General features: G+C 41.1%; 12 protein-coding genes. 2 read left to right on the forward strand and 10 right to left on the reverse strand.

Annotation, left to right across the window (positions count from 1 at the left end):
- Positions 1 to 132 precede the first annotated feature (132 nt).
- From ACT3CD_RS02450 to ACT3CD_RS02480, 7 genes are all read right to left on the reverse strand, one after another.
- Positions 133 to 1308 carry an esterase gene (locus ACT3CD_RS02450; RefSeq protein ID WP_444642598.1) on the reverse strand — a complete coding sequence of 392 codons (1176 nt, stop codon included), beginning with the start codon at positions 1306 to 1308 and terminating at the stop codon, positions 133 to 135.
- 114 nt (positions 1309 to 1422) lie between these two features.
- Positions 1423 to 2934: a RagB/SusD family nutrient uptake outer membrane protein gene (locus tag ACT3CD_RS02455; protein ID WP_444642600.1), complete on the reverse strand. Its 1512-nt coding sequence runs from the start codon at positions 2932 to 2934 to the stop codon at positions 1423 to 1425.
- Between the two features lie 40 nt (positions 2935 to 2974).
- Complete coding sequence (locus ACT3CD_RS02460) at positions 2975 to 6286, reverse strand: TonB-dependent receptor (protein ID WP_444642602.1); 3312 nt, start codon at positions 6284 to 6286, stop codon at positions 2975 to 2977.
- A gap of 139 nt (positions 6287 to 6425) precedes the next feature.
- Entirely contained in the window at positions 6426 to 7418 is a 993-nt protein-coding gene (locus tag ACT3CD_RS02465) for a FecR family protein (RefSeq protein ID WP_444642604.1), read from the reverse strand.
- Between the two features lie 97 nt (positions 7419 to 7515).
- On the reverse strand, positions 7516 to 8118 hold the full coding sequence (locus ACT3CD_RS02470; RefSeq protein ID WP_444642606.1) for an RNA polymerase sigma-70 factor: 603 nt from the start codon (positions 8116 to 8118) through the stop codon (positions 7516 to 7518).
- A gap of 139 nt (positions 8119 to 8257) precedes the next feature.
- Positions 8258 to 10888, reverse strand: coding sequence for a valine--tRNA ligase (locus tag ACT3CD_RS02475; protein WP_444642608.1), 2631 nt, complete (start codon positions 10886 to 10888; stop codon positions 8258 to 8260).
- Positions 10889 to 11156: 268 nt separating this feature from the next.
- The gene (locus tag ACT3CD_RS02480) at positions 11157 to 13781 is read right to left on the reverse strand and encodes a DUF5686 and carboxypeptidase regulatory-like domain-containing protein (RefSeq protein ID WP_444642610.1); all 2625 of its coding nucleotides are present in this window, start codon (positions 13779 to 13781) and stop codon (positions 11157 to 11159) included.
- 372 nt (positions 13782 to 14153) lie between these two features.
- Between ACT3CD_RS02480 and ACT3CD_RS02485 the strand changes: the two genes are divergently transcribed.
- Together ACT3CD_RS02485 and ACT3CD_RS02490 are read left to right on the forward strand one after the other, a co-directional pair.
- Entirely contained in the window at positions 14154 to 15356 is a 1203-nt protein-coding gene (locus tag ACT3CD_RS02485) for a pyridoxal phosphate-dependent aminotransferase (protein WP_444642612.1), read from the forward strand.
- A 305-nt stretch (positions 15357 to 15661) separates the two neighbouring features.
- Positions 15662 to 17248, forward strand: coding sequence for a hypothetical protein (locus ACT3CD_RS02490; protein ID WP_444642614.1), 1587 nt, complete (start codon positions 15662 to 15664; stop codon positions 17246 to 17248).
- Positions 17249 to 17255: 7 nt separating this feature from the next.
- Here ACT3CD_RS02490 and ACT3CD_RS02495 read toward each other — a convergent pair whose 3' ends face one another.
- From ACT3CD_RS02495 to gldD, 3 genes are read right to left on the reverse strand one after another with little or no spacing between them, the layout of a single operon-like run.
- Positions 17256 to 17987 carry a geranylgeranylglyceryl/heptaprenylglyceryl phosphate synthase gene (locus ACT3CD_RS02495; RefSeq protein ID WP_444642616.1) on the reverse strand — a complete coding sequence of 244 codons (732 nt, stop codon included), beginning with the start codon at positions 17985 to 17987 and terminating at the stop codon, positions 17256 to 17258.
- An 18-nt stretch (positions 17988 to 18005) separates the two neighbouring features.
- Entirely contained in the window at positions 18006 to 18635 is a 630-nt protein-coding gene (locus tag ACT3CD_RS02500) for a 4'-phosphopantetheinyl transferase family protein (RefSeq protein ID WP_444642618.1), read from the reverse strand.
- A 5-nt stretch (positions 18636 to 18640) separates the two neighbouring features.
- Positions 18641 to 19228: a gliding motility lipoprotein GldD gene (gene gldD, locus ACT3CD_RS02505; RefSeq protein WP_444642620.1), complete on the reverse strand. Its 588-nt coding sequence runs from the start codon at positions 19226 to 19228 to the stop codon at positions 18641 to 18643.
- Positions 19229 to 19231: the final 3 nt, after the last annotated feature.

Raw genomic sequence — 19231 nt, forward strand, 5'->3', positions numbered from 1 at the left:
TATACCTTTTGTATAAAAAACTGGTAATCAGTGTTTAGTTTATTTCTCGTTTTTACCGGTCGTCCTTTAAGTTGTAATTAGAGTGTTTTTTGAATTTTGTGTTAAATAGTAGACTGCTACAGTTTTGTTATTTTATTTGTTGACGAATAAAAGTTTAGCAAATTCAGTCAGGTAGATACGCCAGTTATTCCAGGTGTGCCCGCCTTCACTTTCGCGATAGGTGTAAGGCATGTTTTTATCATCCAGTATTTTCCGGTAATTGGTGACGGGTTCATACAGAAAGTCTGATTTGCCAATGCCTATCCAGTAAAGCTCGTAGCCATTATTTTTTTGGTTGTTAAGAGTTTCCTGCCAATTGCTGTACACTTGCGATGTGGCATTTACATCGGGTAAGATGGCCGGAGAGAATAGCCCAATATAGTTGAAGGTGCTAGGATAGAATCGTGATATATGTAATGCGTGAAAGCCACCCATTGAGAGACCGGCGATGGCGCGATGCGTTTTTTTTGGAACTGTTCGGTAGTTGTCGTCAACAAACTGCAGAATATCTTTGAAAGATATTTCGAAGGAGCCTTCCATGGTTTTTGGCAGTTTCATGGTTGGCTGAACGAAGCCTTGACTTGACTCCCCCGGCGCCGCTGTTTGCGACACATTGCCATTGGGCATCACAATCAGCATTGGCTGCACCTTACCTTGAGCAATCAGATTATCCATGATTTGAGCGGCACGTCCCAGAGCGATCCAGGCTTCTTCATCACCACCCATGCCATGCAACAGATATAATACCGGGTATTTCTTTTTGTTGTTTTCATAGCCCGGTGGTGTGTAGATTGTCATTCGGCGCGTTGAACCCAACGTGGGAGACGGATACCAACGACGTGTTACCGTACCGTGCGGGACATCCTGTATTTTGTAGTAATCGCCTTGTCCACCCTCTATTAGAAAGACGTTGGTTTGTGATGCTACGTCCCGTATCAGGTATACGTTTGACGGATCATTCATTCGTAATCCATCTACGTAGAAGGTATACCCGTAAAGGTTCGATTCTAAAGGTTGTGTCGTAAACTCCCAAATGCCAGTTTCTTTCTTTGTCATCAAAACTGAGCCCGGAATCCAGCCTTCCGAAGGCATCCAGTCGCCGGAGAGTTTTACCTGACTTGCCTGTGGCGCATATAGCCTGAATGTTACTGTTTGGTTGGCATGTATTTCGGGCGATTTTATTTCAGCGCCCTCCCACAATGATTGTTGCGAATGTGCGGAGAAACTTAAGAATAGTAGCAGGAGTGTAACTGTTGGAATGGGTTTCATGATTGTAGCTTTTGTTATCAGTAAATGGTTGTAACATTTCAATTGCACTCTTGAAAGATACAAAAAAAGGAGCTACTACAGAATCTGTAATAGCTCCTTTTATTTCACATCTTACTACCAGGGTGAATTTTGTTTCATATTGGGGTTATTATCAAGTTCATTTTCCGGTATAGGATAATATTTGTGTTTTGGAGCGAAATTTTGATAGCCAACCACTTGACTTTCATCAAGCGTTTCTTCCAACAAATCCCATCGTCGCAGATCGTAAAAGTGCAGTCCTTCACGGGCAAATTCCAGGTTGCGCTGATGCCGTATTTCTGTCATCATTTGTTCACGGTTATAGCTTTCCATCTCTGTTAATTTGTTGGTAAGTTGAGCCCTTTCACGTATGCGATGGACTAAAGGAGCGGCATCTTTTACCTTATCTCTCATGGTATAGGCTTCGGCTAGCATTAATAAGACATCTGCATAGCGCATGCCGTACTCATTAAGTTCCGATTTCCAATCACCTTCGTTTTCGTTCCACCAGTTTTGATTTTTCTTTAGCCAGATTTCATCTGGGCCCCATGTGGTGTTGAATATTCTTTGATAGTAAACACATTCCGGGTAATCCCATGCCAGAGTCGCTGTAGCCCTGGGATCTATTCCTCCATCAACTGTTGATTCCTGTAAAAATGCGTTTAAAAGGGCTTTTGTCGGATAAAGCTCAAACCATCCACCCACTTCACCAGGGGCACATTCCTGCGCAATAAATGTACTTCTTGATTTGCTGGCCGGATTATCAGTCCAGATGTCGGTGCCTCCCAATAAGCTGAATTGGAGTTCAAAAACGCTCTCTACGCCATTTTCATGTTTGCCGTCAAAAAGCTCCGCATACACGGGTTGTAATGCATAACCGTATTGTGTTTCGTTGCCGACAATTAATTCCAGCGTGGTCTCTGCATTTTCCCAAAGTCCTTGGTATAAATAGGCACGTCCCATATAAGCCAGTACCGTTCCTTTGGTAGCACGTCCCTTTTGATTTGCATCATATTGCGTTGGTAGAACTTTTAATGCGGCGTCGAAGTCGCTGATACATTGTTCCCAAACGGCCTCAATGGTCGATTTTGATTGATAATAATCATCAGAGGTTGCTGCTAATGCTGTTGTTATAGGTACTGATCCAAAGTCAATCGCTAAAATCATATAATTGAGTCCCCTGAGGAATCTGGCTTCTGCGATAAGCTGATTTTTGACATTTTCGTCAATTTCCATTTCAGGCCCTTTTTGTATTACCTGATTGGCTCTGAATATACCTTCATAGCAACCTTTGTACAGATCGGAAGAGCTCCCGTTGCTAAAGGTGTTTAGGAACGTCGAAATTTCGTAGCGGTCTCTGACATCATTTCTTATTGTGAAATTTTCGGTTCTGCCGGCTTTAAGTTCCCAGTTGATTGTTCCATAATGTCCCGTGTAATCATCGATTAACGAGTTATAAATGGTTGCAACTGCTGAATAAAGGTCATCTTCGGTTTGCCAGAAATTTTCGTTGGTGACTTTGTTGGGGTTTTCCAGTTCCAGAAAAGATTCCGAGCAACTCCCTAGAACAAAAGTCAATAGCGCTAAAATGAAATATTTTATTTTCATAATTTTTGTTTTTTATCTTAACTGTTTAATTGTCTGCTTTCTAAAAGGTCATTTGTAAACCAATATGAAAAGCTCTGTTAAGAGGATATTGTCTGAAATCAATGCCTCGGCTGGAAATAGAACTGCTGCCGATGTCAGGATTATAGCCGGAATAATCCGTTAGTGTGAATAGATTGTCAGCCCCAACATAGATTCTGGTTTGATCGATGGAATATTTGTCGAGCCAGCTTTGGGGAAATGAATATCCCACTTGAATTGTTTTACATCTGAAATACGACCCGTTTTCAAGAAATCTATCACTGTTGTCAACGCCATTGCCGTTGGGATCAGACAAATCCAGCCGCGGAATATCCGAATTGGGATTGAAAGTGTATGAGTTCAGTAATTCTGTGGAGTAATTCGATGTAAAACGTCCTGATTCTGTATAGGTACGAATGCCGTTAAATATTTTATTGCCGCTGGTACCCTGAAAGAAAACGCTGGCATCGAAAGCTCGCCAGGAGGCTTCAAGTCTCAGACCATATTCAATGTCGGGGAAGGGACTGCCACAATACACCCGGTCGTTACCATCAATTTTGCCATCATCATTGGCATCAATAAACCGAATATCACCAATTTGTGCATTGGGTTGTATTAATTCTCCTTCTTTGCTGTGTTGTTGTATTTCGGTCTCTGATCGAAACAAACCATCTGTTTTGATCAGAAAAAACGAATACATTGGGTAACCTACTTTGGAATAAGTTACAGAGGGTCCGTTGTGCGTTGCATTTCCGCCTGCCAGAACTTGCGACCCCGTGCTTAACTCTTCTATTTCGTTTTTTGAGTGTGACAATGTTCCGGTTATGGAATATTTAAATTGTGAATCAGATGACGTGCCGTTATAGTTAAGTAAAACTTCGAAGCCATTATTGGACACTTTCCCGGCATTGTTGTATGGGTCGTTACCGGCACCTACAGATAACGGAATCGGAACTCTTAGCAACAAATCTGTTGTAATTTTGCGATAGAGATCAAAATTAAGGTTTATTTTTCCGTTGTATAAACCTAAATCTAAACCAACATTTGAGGTTGTTGTGGTTTCCCATTTTAAATTTTCCGGAACATACTCCGTTTGTATGTTTCCTACCCAAAGAGAGTTTGGCTCTCCCACGCCATAACTGATAGCCGAGCTTATGAGGCCCATGTAAACGTAATCTCCTATCTCCTGGTTACCAAGTTTACCATAACTCATTCTTAATTTAAGCTGAGGAATAGTTGGATTTAGTCCTTCGAAGAACGATTCATTCGCAATATTCCAGGCCAAAGAGAGCGATGGGAAATTTCCCCATTTATTAGTCTGGCTGAAACGCGAGGAGCCATCCCGGCGAAAAGTTCCGGTAAATATGTACCTGCTGTCGTATGAGTATATGAGACGTCCGAGGTAAGAAATCATGGTGCTTTCATTTTCATAGCCATTGGCGGCTGGTTCTTCTGTGCCTGAGTCCATAACCCATTTGCCATCAGGCATCCCTTTTTTCGAAGCTGAGAATTGCCGGTAGTGGTCGTTGTAGGCTGTTTGTCCTATTACCGCATTAATTGAGTGAACTTCATTAAATGTTTTGTTGTACGACAAGGTGTTTTCTATTTGCCAATACTCCGATATGCCACTCATTTCGTAGATGTAGTTATTTTGATTTCTAAAGAATGACCCAACTTCATATCGGGCTTCCGTACTGGTGTTTTTAGATTCTGTAGCAGTCAGTCCCGAGCTGAATTTGTATTTCAGCCCATCCATAAGATCCACCTCGGCAAATAAGTTTATTAGTGCTTTGTAATAATTGCTTTCATCGTTTTTGAGGTTTAGTGCTGCTACCGGGTTAAAAATGTCAAGAACCGAACCGTAGGCACCACCATAGCCCCCTATTGCATCTTTGTTGTATATGCTAAAGGCAGGAACCATTAATGCGGCTGATGCAATTACGTTTCCAGCCTGCCCGGATACACCCGGCTGGTTTTGAGTTGATTCTTTAGATAAAAGCACGCTTTCTCCGATTTTGAATCGGCCTTTTTTGAAATCGGATTTAAACCGAAGATTCATTCTGTCATAACCGGTTTCTTTAATAACACCATCTTGATTCAAATATCCCAGAGAAATGCTGTAGGTCACATTTTCACTTCCGCCGTCGGCATTAAAGGATATGTTTTGAATTGGCGCATTTCTGAAAATTTCGTTTTGCCAGTCTACGCCTTCACCCGGTACTTCCGGATTGATTGCAATGGATGGAAGCTCGATCCCTGCGGCTTGAGTTGATGCTGTTACGATTTTAATCCATTCATCGGTGTTGGTAAGTTTTAGTTTGCTGGCTACCTGCTGTACGCCAAAATCGGCGTTTACATGGATGACTACCGGACCCTTTTTCCCGGATTTGGTTGTGATCAGAATTACACCGTTGGCGGCCCTTGATCCATAAATGGCTGCTGCAGAGGCGTCCTTTAAAACCTGTATGGATTCGATGTCGCTGGGACTGATGTTGTTCATGGATGAGACGGGTATGTCGTCAACAAGAATCAGTGGCGTGTTGTTATTGAGTGAGCCGGCGCCTCTAATCTGGAATCGCATACCTGCTCCTGGTGCACCGCCTGCTGATTCAATATTAACACCCGCAATTTTTCCTTGAATGGCAGTTCCCAGATTGGTGTTGGTTTGCTGATCCAGATGCGCTGATTTTAATACGCCAACAGCACCAGTTAAGTCACTTTTTTTTACGGTTCCATAACCAATAACAATTACTTCATCAAGGCCCAATGAGCTTTCGGTCATTGTAACATTAATTTTCGTTTGTCCTGCGACCGCAATTTCCTGGGGCTCCATTCCTACAAATGAAAAGATCAATATGGCATCTTGCAACACATTTTGTAATTCATAGTTGCCGTCAATATTAGTAATTGTTCCAATGGAAGACCCTTTGATTACAATGGATGCCCCCGGAATTGCAGACCCCTGACTATCGGTTACGTTTCCACGTATAGTTATTGGCTGTGTCTGTTGATTGTTATCGGCAGCTAATACTTTTGGTATCAGAATAACAAAATTGTTTTCAATCTTGTACGTAATATCGGTCCCCTCGAATATTTTGTTTAAAACTTCATTTAAATCAGCCTGTTGAAGATTTAAATCAACTTTGCGATGGGTATCGATAAATTTAGAACTATAGGCAAACTTATAATTAGTTTGCGTTTCAATGTTCTTCAAAATGTCAGAAATGCTGGCCCCTCTGACATTTATGTCTAGCTTGCTGTCTATCTGGCTGTACAGTGCAGAAGCAGATAGTTGGCAACTGAATACAATAAGCATTGCTACCAAAAGTTTCATAACTTTTGGTAGTGTAAATTGAGTTCTGTTGAAGACGCTGAGTCTCCGTAAGTACCACTTTTTTTTCATACATTTGTGTATTGAATTAGACAAAAAACATATTTGGTTTTCAGGGAGATGCTGCTACATCTCCCTGTTTTTATTCTAAATCTGTATATTTTGAGTATCTGCGCTGATCCAGCGAAAAAATGATTTCTTTGTTTTGACTTTTTATCTTAACGGGTAGTGCAATTCTTATAAGATCCAGTATCTCCTGCAGTGATTCATTACTGATAGTTGTACTGAATAAGAAGCTTTCCAATTCTTTGTCGTTAACAGTCACCTTTATTCCATATCGTTTCTGCAATTGTGATGCTATTTCGCGGAAGGGCGTATCGTAAAAATATAGCTTTCCGTCGGTCCATGATGTGAATAATTTTGTATTTACTTTTTTTACTTCCCATCGGTTGGCGGATTTTAAAAGACCGGCTATTTCTCCTGGTTTGAGAATTCTTATTTGTTTGTTCGATTGAAAAGACGTTAGTTTTACCGATCCTTCTTCCAAAACAACAAAAGCTTTGTCGGACGTGTTATAATCCTGAATGTTGAATTTTGTTCCCAATACCGTTACTTTTAGTTGGCTGGTTTGAACTCTGAATGGTCTCATTGTTTTGTGTTTTACTTCAAAGTATGCTTCACCGGTTAGCTTGACATTTCGGCTAAATAAGAAATGAAGGGGAGAGTATTCAAGTGAAGAGGAGCTGTTGAGCAACACCGTACTACTGTCAGGAAGTAGTAATTTTAGCGTTTGCCCGGCTCCTGTATTAAGAACTATTTTTTGTTTGTTGATAATTGGAAGCGCTGTTATAAAGCTTATTAGAAGACCTATGGCTATTAACCCGGCTGCTTTGCGTAGGTTTAAAAACAGGATACTTCTTTTTTGTGGAGCACTAATTTTAATTTTTAGTTTTTCCCATTTTTTCCATGTAGAAAGAGAAATAGGTTTTTCATCGTCGTTTAACCAATCTTGTTTAAGCTTTTGAAACAAGCGCTTGTTGTTTTCACTATCTCTCAGGCACTTCAATAATTGTAGCTGCTCTGCATGGGTAGCATTTCCTTCAAAGTATCTTTTTGCGAGATTTTCGATGTTCATATTTTTTATATTTCATATATATTACAGCTGAGTTGTTAAAAACCCTACTATGAAATATAAAAAATGTTTCTTTTTTTCTGCTTTTGCAAATTTGTTGTTAATGCTGTTTGATGAAAAAGATGATGAGTAGAAGGATGTCTGTGGAGTAATGTGTTGAAATATATGATATTATCTTTTCTTTTCCCACTGAGAGTTGTTTTTCCACGGCTTTTGTTGAAATTCCAAGTTGTTTGGCAATTTCACGATTTTTAAGATTCTCGAAGCGGCTTTTTTTAAAAATGAGTTTACAACGTTGAGGTAGTTTCTCAATGGCAATATCAATATCCTGTAATAGTCTTTCTTCCAGCGATAGCTCTTCCTGATCCAAATAGTCGATATGGGTAAGATACTGGACTTGTTCAATTTCTGCTTTGTAAGCCTCGTTGTTTGTTTGAAGAAATTTTGTGTGTTTAATATAATTCAGGCATCGATTTCGGAGCGAAACATACAAGAGTCCATTAATCGAGCGGGTTTCGTCTATTTGTGCGCGTTTTTCCCAAAATGAAACAAATGTCTCCTGTACAAGATCTTCTGCAATATCAATTTCTTTGATAAATAATTTGCAATAGTTGATAAGACGTGGATAATGATTTCTGAAAATAACTCCGAAAGCGTCTATATCACCTGCTTTAATCTTTTTAGTTATTTCAGTAGAATTCATTATTCTATTTTAACATTAGGTAATAAATTTATATAAATATAATGTAATTGACAATTTTGTTTTGTTATGGTCTGTATATAAACAAAAACAGTCATTTCTGTATTAAGAAACGACTGTTTTGTGTGTGATAATTTGCAAGCTATTTTTTTAGCTCAGCAAGGCTTTCTTTTATGACGGCAATTTTTGCTTCAGCATCGTTTTTCTTTTGCTGTTCGGTTGCAACAACTTTTTCAGGCGCACTGTTTACAAAACGTTCGTTGCTGAGTTTTTTCATTACACCGGTCAGAAATCCTTCAGTGTATTTAAGTTCTTCTTCCAGTTTCTTTATTTCTGCTTCTACGTCAATATTGCTTTCTACAGGAATGAAGAATTCGCTCGATTTTACAAAGAAAGATGCAGCATCTGTAATTTTTGTTTCAACTTTGTCGATGGTCTCAATGTTCGTGAGCTTAGCAAGTACCGCATCAAATTTATTGACGTATCCATCTTCACCAGCCATTACTTTGAGTGTGATGGCATCGCGGAATGGAATGTTGTAATTTTTCCGCACGGTACGAACGGCTGCTACGGCCTCTTTAACGAGGTCAAACTGATTCAAGATATCGGTGTCGAAATCTTTTGTTGCGGGCATTTGACTGATCATAATGCTTTCACCATCCTTACGTTCGGCCAGTTGGTGCCATATTTCTTCGGTGATGAATGGCATGAACGGATGAATTAAGTGCATCAAATCATCCAAAAAGGCGATGGCTGCTTTGTATGTTTTGCCGTCGATGGGCTGTTGGTAAGCTGGTTTAATAATTTCGAGAAACCAGCTTGAGAAGTCATCCCAGAAAAGCGTGTAAACTGACATCAAAGCATCCGAAACGCGGTATTTTTCAAAATGATCATTGATAACGGCCATTTCTTTTTGTATGCGTTGTGCGAACCATTCAATGGCGAGAGCTGCACTTTGCGGTTGTGCAATGTTGGTATCCACATCCCACGATTTCACCAATCTGAAAGCATTCCACATTTTATTGGCGAAGTTACGACCCTGTTCCGGTAAGCTTTCGTCGAAACGTAAATCACCGCCGGCGGGCGAGCATAACAGCATTCCCACCCGAACTCCATCAGCGCCAAAGGTGGCAATTAAATCAAGCGGGTCGGGGCTGTTGCCCAGTGATTTGGACATTTTGCGGCCTTGTTTGTCGCGTACCATGCCGGTGAAATAGACATTTTTAAAGGGTAATTTTCCTTTAAATTCGTATCCGGCCATGATCATTCGGGCTACCCAGAAAAATATGATGTCGTGCCCGGTAACCAAATCGTTGGTGGGGTAGTAGTAATCAATTTCATTTTTGTCGGGATTGAAGCCGTCAAAAACCGAGATGGGCCATAACCATGAGGAGGCCCAGGTGTCAAGCACATCTTCGTCCTGATGCAGATCGGACATGGTGAGATTTTTATTTCCGGTTGTTTTTTGTGCTTCAGCCAGAGCTTCCTGATCGGTTTCGGCAACAACAAAGGAACCATCGGGCAGGTAGTAAACGGGTATGCGGTGTCCCCACCACAGTTGCCGGGAGATACACCAGTCTTTTACATTCTCCATCCAATGGCGATAGAGGTTTTTGAATTTGGCCGGGTGAAATTGTATCTCGTCATTCATCACCGCGTCGAGGGCTGGTTTTGACAGGTCGGCCATACGAAGGAACCACTGGGTGCTCAATTTGGGTTCAATCACTTCGTCGGTTCGTTCAGAGTAGCCTACTTTATTGTTGTAATCTTCTACTTTTACAAGATTGCCTGACTCTTCCAGCGATTTTTCAATTTTTTTACGTACCACAAATCGATCTTCGCCAACGAAAAGACCGGCAGCCGGACTTAATGTGCCGTCGTCATTCAGGATGTCAATGCTTTCGAGGTTGTGACGCATTCCTATTTCGTAGTCGTTGATGTCATGTGCCGGCGTGATTTTTAAACATCCGGTTCCAAATTCCACATCTACATATTCGTCCTGAATGATGGGGATGGAGCGATTGATGAGGGGCACCATGACGCGTTTTCCCACTAAATGCGTGAAGCGTTCGTCGTTGGGATTGACGCATACCGCTGTATCACCCAAAATGGTTTCGGGACGTGTTGTGGCAATGGTTACATATTCATCGGTGGTGCCATCAACCAAATATCGGATATAGTATAGTTTCGATTTGAGTTCTTTGTAAATGACTTCTTCGTCGGATACGGCCGTTTTTGCTTTGGGATCCCAGTTTACCATTCGGATACCACGGTAAATATGCCCCTTTTTGTATAGGTCAACAAACGATTTAATAACGGCTTTGCTACGTGCTTCATCCATTGTGAAACTGGTCCGATCCCAGTCGCACGAAGCCCCCAGCTTTTTTAACTGCTCCAGGATGATGCCGCCGTGTTTGTGCGTCCACTCCCAGGCATGTTCCAGAAATTCATCGCGGGTTAGTGAGTTTTTGGAGATGCCTTGTTCGCGTAGTTTATTCACCACTTTGGCTTCGGTAGCAATGGAGGCGTGATCGGTGCCAGGCACCCAACAAGCATTCTTCCCGGTCATGCGAGCACGTCGCACCAGAATGTCCTGAATGGTATTGTTGAGCATGTGTCCCATGTGTAATACGCCGGTGACGTTGGGTGGCGGAATGACAATGGTGTATGGTTCGCGTTCATCGGGTACCGACTTAAAAAAGCCTTTGTCCATCCAATATGAATACCATTTTTCTTCGCTTTGTGAGGAATCGTACTTACTTGCTATCTCCATGATAATAATTTATGCAGTTCTCTGTTTTTTTAGTTAATTAGTGTTTGTCTATAAAGTCAACTTCTGCGTTACGCTTGTCATAAAAACAGTCATTTACGAAAAGTAATCGCCTTGATTTTTATGACTTCGCAAGCCTTGAATATGAATTTTTTAGCTCAAATTATTGGTTTTACTAACCGGCACTAATTTACTCTTATAAAAAGATGGGTTAAAATTAAACTGCAAAAATAGAAAAAAATAGGGAAGAAGTTGATGGATTGGAAAATCTCTATAGGTCAATCGATATTCTGAGCCCCCAATTGGTGTATTCGCCATTGGAAAAGCCTGCATAAATTCCTGCATTTATAAGCATGAAAATGCGACTAATGCTGTATCCGGTCTGCAAATAGTGTGGCGTGACGTCGCTGTTAAGGTAGCTTAAATGGATGTTCTCGTTCCAGATGGTTTGACTTAACAACGGAAGTCGTTTTAACAACAGCCAGGGTGATGAATAGGTGACATTGCCCCTCATGTACCAGTTGTTGGTAGAGGTCAGGTAGCTGTCTTTCAGCATCAGTTGCCTGGCTGGATCTCCGAAGACAACTGGAATTTGCGATCCTGCAAAATGTCTGAAGCGTGAGAAGTGTACTTGCTCATTACGTACAAATTTACCAATATTTACATTCCATGATAAAGCGGGCCGCATCATAAGATCCGACTCTTTAAAGGCTCCGGCTTCAAGTAACAGATAGTCGTTGTCGGTGTCAAACCAACCGGTGGCGTGTTCAGCACTCACATGAAATGTTGGATAGTCGGATTGCAGCATTTCTTTTCGTCCTTTTTCAATACGATAATAATAAAGAGGTGTGTATGCCAAAGAGACTTTTGTTATGAAGGCATTTTGAGCTTCAAAAAATTGGTTGTTATCGTTCTTATTAATAATGGTGTTGGGATGGTAATCGTTGTTTTGTTTGAAGAAGGAAAAGTTGGTGCTGTTGTTGAGTGGTGAAAAGTCGTGATATGAAGCTCCAACAGTAAATCGCAGACCATTTGTAATGTCAATTTCATTTTGTAGCGCAACGAAATCGTCGTTGTAGAGACGTAGGTAATTTTCCTTGAAAAGCAGTGACGAAGCCATATTTAACAGCGGTGCTACGTCGCGCTCTCTTTTGTATGATCTGCTGCCGGTAGCTGCCGTAAGTGTTAGTAAGCCACGGTTTAATGGCGCGTAGTTCTGTTGTATAGAAATGTTGCCAAAGAAGGATTTGCGGTTGAATGCGTAGCCGCCTTTAGCTTCAATTTGTAAGGTGTGGAGCGAATCCTGCTTCCATGAAAATTTAATTTCCTGGTGATATTTCCAGCCATCCACTGCATTGAAGCCGATGGCAGAGAGGTTGAAAAGTCCCTTATAGCTGAATTTGGCATCACCATCTTTAGGAAATTCAGTTCCTGACATAATCGCTTTTCTTGTTTTTGAGAAGCGGGATTTTTGTTTGATCGTATCAGCGATTGACGAGTCGGTTGCCGCTTCAGGTCGATTGGCGTGTTTGGATAAAGCCTCGGCTTCGATGGCGGTGAGTGGAATGGGACGCACGGTTTGCCAATACAGCGAGTCTCTTTTTAACGAGTCTTTGCGAATAGAGATGTCGTAGCTGCCTTTTATTTCCATCACAGGCTTTTCTTTTTTGTGTTCTTTGGCCTTTTTTTCGGTTAGTGCTGCCAAACGCATCATATCCCTGTTGTTTAGGTCTTCTTTTTCGATGATTTTAGCAATTTTTTGTTCCGTTTTTGAAAGTGTTGGTGTTTCTTGTTCTTGTTCTGAATCAACGTTTTTAAGGTTTTCAATTAAAGGCGGAACAGTCAGTTTTTCATCTTTTTCAATGTGGGTATATTCTACTGCCGCAACGTATTGCGCATCCGCAGCCAGTCCCATAATGGCGGCGTTAATCTCAAAGAGTTGATTCACTGGTAACCATATCTCTTTGTTAAGAGGCGCATAGACTTGTTTGAAGTGAATGTCGCCAAAAAAAGTAGTGAGATTGAAGTCTACAGAGTAAATATTCCATAGCCCATCAACCAGATAAAGATCACCACTGAATAACTGTTGGCTTTTGCGACGAGGAATGACTTTTATTTTGTTGACAATGATGTTTCCTTCTTTTATATAACCTTCGTAACGGTATTTATAATGACGCATAGCTTGTGGTGACAGGGGGGAGATGTAGTTTTCGTTTTCGGGCGAGTAGAAGCTGGAATTGATGTAGCCGATGGGGGAGTTTTCGTCCATGTTATTTTGAAAATTGGATTGGCTGCTGATTACGGTATGCCTGAATGTGTCAGGAGCTACGAAGGTGATTTCATTCATCGATTCAATCGTGTAGATTGGTCCAACTTCAATTTTAGAGTCGTTAACTCTTATATCCATGTTTTTTCGTAGCAGTCGTGGAACTTTTTTTACCTGCAATGAGCCTTTAAGGTATACATTGGCATCATAGCGTTTGGCTTGTCGTAAATAGTAGGGTGCCAGACTGATGGCCTTTCGCATCATGGCATAAGCCGGATCTTCACCGCCCGAGTATACTTTTACTTCATCAATTTTAAAATGAACCGATTCTAATTCAATATTGAGTTCGGCTGTTTCTTCTTCGGTTATGGAGATGGTATGATCCTGGCTTCGCATGCCCAACGACTGAAAGGTGAGGTGGTATGTGCCGGCCGGTAATGTTATTTCGTAGTTGCCTTCGTTGTTAGAGATGGTGCCGGTGCGCAATTCACGAATAAAGAGGGATACTCCGGGTATGGGATTTTTTTCCTTGTCGGTGATGGTTCCGTGAAGCACAGCGCCCTGAGTCATTGTTGATACCAACAGTAATAGTGAAAGATGAATTAGTCGGGCGGAAGGGATGGTTTTCATAGAAATTTTCAATTTGGATGTATATAGCGTGTGTTTATGCAAAAAAAATGCCTAAATTGATTTTTTATGGAATGCGGAAATTTATCTTAATTTTAGACAGCGACAACAAAGAAATGAATTAAATGGTTATTTTTGTCACACTATAAAAATTAAAGAGCGCCTAAACAAGAATATTTATCATTGTTTTATGAGTAAAAGTCCCTTTATTTTAATTTTATCTGCATTGCGACAACTGCTGCGAGCGGAAAAATGAATTTTCATTTTTCTGTATAAAAATTCATTTTTCATTTTTTTGATATTCATATATTGTTAAGTTACAGGGCGTGAATCAGTCTTGTTAAGATGTGCGTTTTTTTTAAGAAACTAAATATTATGCCTGTTATATCCAACCGGGGCACCCAAATGCCCGCGTCTCCTATTCGACGTTTGGTTCCTTATGCCGAAGAAGCCAAAAAAAATGGGGTTAAAGTTTATCATTTGAATATTGGTCAACCTGATATTCAAACGCCAGAGGTTGCGTTTGAAGCCATGCATCATTTGGATATGAAAGTGGTGGAATACAGCCATTCGGCTGGAAACGAATCCTATCGTAATAAGTTGGCGGTTTATTATCGTGAAATGGGGGTTGACATTAATCCCAATCAACTGATGATTACCACGGGCGGTTCGGAAGCTATTTCATTAAGTTTTTTGAGTTGTCTGGATATTGATGATGAAGTGATTGTGCCGGAGCCGTTTTATGCCAATTATTATGGTTTTGCTTCTTCAACCAGTATTAATGTGGTGCCACTGACTTCCGATATTGACAGTAGTTTTGCGTTGCCCTCTTTTTCGGAGATCGAGAAGCTGATAACTCCGCGCACCAAGGCGATTTTTATTTGTAATCCCAATAATCCTACCGGTTATCTTTATTCGCGCGAAGAGCTTGAGAAGTTGAAGGAAATTGTTTTGAAATACGATTTATACCTTATTTGTGATGAGGTATACCGTGAATTTTGTTACGATGGAGCCCGTCATACTTCAATAATGGAACTCGAAGGGTTAGAAGATCATGCCATTATGATTGATTCCGTGTCGAAGCGGTACAGTGAATGCGGTTTGCGAATAGGAATGCTGGTGTCACGTAATCCAAATATTATAGCAACTGCGCTCAAGTTTGCACAGGCGCGTTTGAGTCCGCCGTCATTGGGGCAAATTGCTGCTGAGGCTTCACTTGAAACGCCTCTGGATTATTTTAAAGCGGTAAATGTTGAATATAATAAGAGGCGTAATTTTTTGGTGGATGAATTAAATCGTATACCCGGTGTTTTTACGCCTATGCCTAAGGGTGCTTTCTATACGGTGGCTAAATTACCGGTGGACGACGCCGATAAATTTTGTCAGTGGGTGTTGAGTGACTTTAGGTACGAAAATCAGACTGTTATGATGGCGCCTGCTTCCGGTTTTTATATTACGCCCGGGAAAGGTAAGAACGAGGTGCGTTTGGCCTATGTGCTTAATGTTAAAGATCTGACGAAAGCTTTGGTGGTACTGCGAAAAGCCCTTGAAGTTTACCCCGGACGAATGACTATTTAGTGTTTGTCTATAAAGTCAACGACTTCGTTACGCTTGTCATAAAACCAGTCATTTACGAAAAGTAAACTCCTTGATTTTTATGACTTCGCAAGGCTCGTATTTGAGCTTTATATTTCAAACACTTAGTTTATGGACAGGCACTATTTAGAGCCTGTTTATTAAGTTGTGAATTTGAGCTGAAAAGTTTGAATTACTGACTTTTGAAGATTAAAGAATGTGCGTTTATTTTCGTAAATGACCATTTTAAAAGCGAGAGTGACGAAAACATAATGACGTTTCCTTGCTGACACGATTTAACTATTGTTATGCGTTATAAGATCCTGTTTCTTTTGTGGGGTGTATTTTTGTTTACAGTTAAAGCGGTTGATCCACCTCGTCTGATTGTTGTGCTGGTGGTGGATGAGTTGAACAATGACCTGCTGAATCAACTTCAACCTGATTTTTCACAGAATGGGTTTAATGCTATTGCCCGTAGCGGATTTCGGTATATGTCAATGGTCAGCACCGAATGGTCGGGCTATCCAGGAACACGCATGGCTGGATTGTTTTCGGGTACCACGTCGGCGCGGCATGGCATCATAGGTGAGAAGTGGTTCGATTATCGAAAATATGAATTCACCAGACCATTGACGGGCGACTCGTCGTCGTTAATTAAGCATATTTATTATCGCGACGCAAAATCTTTATCCGATTATCTGAAATCTTATTACGGCTATTCGTCACAGGCGGTGGGGTTTTCATTAAATCAACCATGGATGATTCAGTCTTTGGGTTATTCGCCCGATGCTTTTTATTCGTTTGATCTGCAGAGAGGTGTTTTTTTTAATGCTTTAAATCCTTCTGATACAACTGCCGCTTGGTGCAATGATTTTAACCGGAAAATTATGCCGCAAAATTTGTTGAATCAACCTTGGGAGCCAGTGAAGGAATTAATTCATTATCAGGCGTATAAAAATCGTAATCCACAAGCTGATTCTAGAACCTTTTTTTACAGTATGAAAAATGGGACGACGCTCCCTTTTGAGCGTGTGCCCGGATCACCTCGTGGTAACATGCTTTTGCGAGATGCGGTAGTCTCTTTTTTGGCTGCCACTGATATGGGGAAGGATGAAATACCTGATTTGCTTACCATTGGTTTTTCTATTCGTCCTTTTGTAACAGCTCCTGCTGTATCTTTGTCTGTTGAAAAAGAAGATATGCTTTTGCGGCTGGATAAGGATGTGGCGTCGTTGGTTGATTTTTTGGATGTGGAAATTGGTAATAAAAATTATTTACTCGTTGTTACCAGTGCAATGAACCCGAGTGTTGATAGAATTAACAGTGGCAAGGAAGCTGAAAATACTGGGTGGGTCAATTGCAATAAAATGGAGTCGTTACTTAATCTATATTTGATGGCGCATTATGGCCAAGGCAAATGGGTGCTCGGAATTTCTGATCATAATATTTTTTTGAATCGTCGTTTGATAGCGGAAAATAATTTATCATTAAAAACGGTAGAGGAGAAATCGGCTTTATTTTTGCTTGAGATGTCGGGCATTGAACGGGCAGTCCCAACTTATGATATGCTTTTGTCGCCGCCCCTTAGTGAGCCATTTGTCTCAAATTATTTTCCCATGCGAAGTGGGGATCTTTTATTCAGTCTGCGCCCGGGGTGGCAAACAAAGCCGTCGGTCTGGGGCACCACACAGCTGGCCGAAAGTAGCGCTGTTAAAGTGCCGGTGCTCGTTGATGGCTGGATTACTTCAGAAGGGATAAGTATTGAGCCAACAGATCTGTCGGATTTGGTTCCCCTGATTCTTAATCAGATGAATATTGATTTTCCTGCTGTGCCTGAGGATGATGGTTCGGCCGGATTATTCCCCGCCGTTAAATCTAAGCCTTTATTTCCTTAAGATATTTTTACCAGTTTTCGGCGATTGTTAAAAACTCATCCAGTAACAACGGATCTTTTTCAAGTATGTTTCCAACGATTATCATATCGGCGCCTGCCGAATACGCTTTTTTTAGCTGCTCTGATGTTCTGATACCGCCACCTATTAGCAGAGGAATTGAAATAGCCTGTTTAACTGCTGCTATCATTTCGTAGGGAATGGCATTAAGTGCACCTGAGCCGGCATCCATATAAATTAGTTTCAATCCCAACATTTCTCCTGCCATGGCTGTTGCTACGGCAATGTCCGTTTTGTTGGCTGGTATGGGGCGTGTTTGGCTGATATATTCGACCGAGGTAGTGCATCCTCCATCAATAAGCATATAACCGGTTGGTATGATTTCCAGATTGAGCCGGCGTAATTGAGGTGCCGCTGCAACATGGTGTCCTATTAGCAAATCGGGATTGCGACCTGAGATCATTGACAATAGAAAAATGCCGTCGGCCCCCTGAACAATATGGGTGGGATGCCCTGGGTAAAGAATGATTGGCAGGTTTAGTTCTGCTTTTAAAGTCTCAATAACTGGTGCTATGGGTGATGAAATCAGACTGCCACCAACCACCACAAATGGAACAGCATGATTTTTCAGTACGGCCGAAAGTTGAGACAATCGATGCTCATCCAATTTATCGGGGTCGATGAGCGGCAGAAGTTTTTTTGTCTGCTTATCTTGACTGTTTTTAATGATATTGTAGATCATAATTGTTGTCAATCAGGGTTACCAGTTCCACACAAGGTAATAGTGTTTGGTCACCAGATAGTTTAAATGGTATTTGTTCCATCCGGAGTCAGTTAATACCGCAGCCTCAAAAGAGCCCTCTTGCCCGGCCTTGAAAGGTTTTACCCGGATTTTAGTTTTAAATTCAAGGCCGGGATTATTCACTGCTTTATAAATTGTTTCTTTGGCACACCACAATAAAGCGTGATAAAGTGATTCTTTTTGATGGGGGATGAATGCCTTTTCATCCGGATGAACAAAGCGATCGGCAAGTTTCGAAATGCGCGTTGACGGATATTCAATGTCTATGCCTGTCATCTCTTTTTCAGATACTACAACGGCTGCAAAATTATTGGTGTGCGTAATGCTGAAACAAATGTTTTGGTTTTCCAGATAAGGTTTTCCGTGGTTGTCATAGCTCACCAAAGGTACACATTTTCCTAATTGTTTCAGTAATATGCGTGAGGCCAGCCACTCCAAACGTTTTGATGGATGCGATATCTGTTGTAATTGCTTTGATAAATCGGGAGTGTCGTAGTTGATCAGCTTGGTTAATTCCGGCTCGGTTTCTGTGATATGCCAGACTGCCAGCCGACTGTTATTTTCTGCTTTTTCAAAAATAATGGGCATGAACATTAATTTTTCCAGCGTATGGATTCCATCAGATGCTTCACATCTTCAGACAGAAAATTGATGACAGGTGCCAGTGAGTCTTTATTGGGGTGCGTATAGAAATACAATGAACCCCTAAGAAAATGGCGCGTGCTGTCGGTTGCAAAGAATTGTAATGGAGAGGCGGCATTCCCTTTGATTTCAAACAGCATGCCATAGATATGATGTGTTTCGTCTACCATTACTTGTTCGTTTATGGCATCGGCTTTTACGGAATGGTTATAAGCCAGTTTGATGTTATCTTCATAAAGATCGTAAAGGTTATCTTCAACTGTTTTATAGCTTATGTGGATACGTGCTTTGTACTCAGGAAAATATACGTTGAGCCAATAAGGCTCTGATGTCGGAGCTGTGCTAGGTTCTATTACTGCGTATTTGGGATATTCAAATGAGTAGGGTAACACCGAATCCAGTAATTGATAACTTCGTTCTTTGGGTAGCTCAATTCTGAAATAGCCACGGGGGCGGGGCGTCTTTTTTTCCTGACACCCGGTAATTAAAATCAGGGATAGTATGGCTAATGCTGTTCCTGCTTTTTTTAATGAAACCATATT

Origin of the sequence: Geofilum sp. OHC36d9, assembly GCF_052400685.1 — a bacterium.
Lineage (GTDB): Bacteria > Bacteroidota > Bacteroidia > Bacteroidales > Marinilabiliaceae > CAZHHH01.

Coding starts and splice junctions, on each gene's coding strand:
- ACT3CD_RS02450 (WP_444642598.1), bottom strand. CDS start 1,308: ATGAAACCCATTCCAACAGTTACACTCCTGCTACTATTCTTAAGTTTC.
- ACT3CD_RS02455 (WP_444642600.1), bottom strand. CDS start 2,934: ATGAAAATAAAATATTTCATTTTAGCGCTATTGACTTTTGTTCTAGGG.
- ACT3CD_RS02460 (WP_444642602.1), bottom strand. CDS start 6,286: ATGAAACTTTTGGTAGCAATGCTTATTGTATTCAGTTGCCAACTATCT.
- ACT3CD_RS02465 (WP_444642604.1), bottom strand. CDS start 7,418: ATGAACATCGAAAATCTCGCAAAAAGATACTTTGAAGGAAATGCTACC.
- ACT3CD_RS02470 (WP_444642606.1), bottom strand. CDS start 8,118: ATGAATTCTACTGAAATAACTAAAAAGATTAAAGCAGGTGATATAGAC.
- ACT3CD_RS02475 (WP_444642608.1), bottom strand. CDS start 10,888: ATGGAGATAGCAAGTAAGTACGATTCCTCACAAAGCGAAGAAAAATGG.
- ACT3CD_RS02480 (WP_444642610.1), bottom strand. CDS start 13,781: ATGAAAACCATCCCTTCCGCCCGACTAATTCATCTTTCACTATTACTG.
- ACT3CD_RS02485 (WP_444642612.1), top strand. CDS start 14,154: ATGCCTGTTATATCCAACCGGGGCACCCAAATGCCCGCGTCTCCTATT.
- ACT3CD_RS02490 (WP_444642614.1), top strand. CDS start 15,662: ATGCGTTATAAGATCCTGTTTCTTTTGTGGGGTGTATTTTTGTTTACA.
- ACT3CD_RS02495 (WP_444642616.1), bottom strand. CDS start 17,987: ATGATCTACAATATCATTAAAAACAGTCAAGATAAGCAGACAAAAAAA.
- ACT3CD_RS02500 (WP_444642618.1), bottom strand. CDS start 18,635: ATGCCCATTATTTTTGAAAAAGCAGAAAATAACAGTCGGCTGGCAGTC.
- gldD (WP_444642620.1), bottom strand. CDS start 19,228: ATGGTTTCATTAAAAAAAGCAGGAACAGCATTAGCCATACTATCCCTG.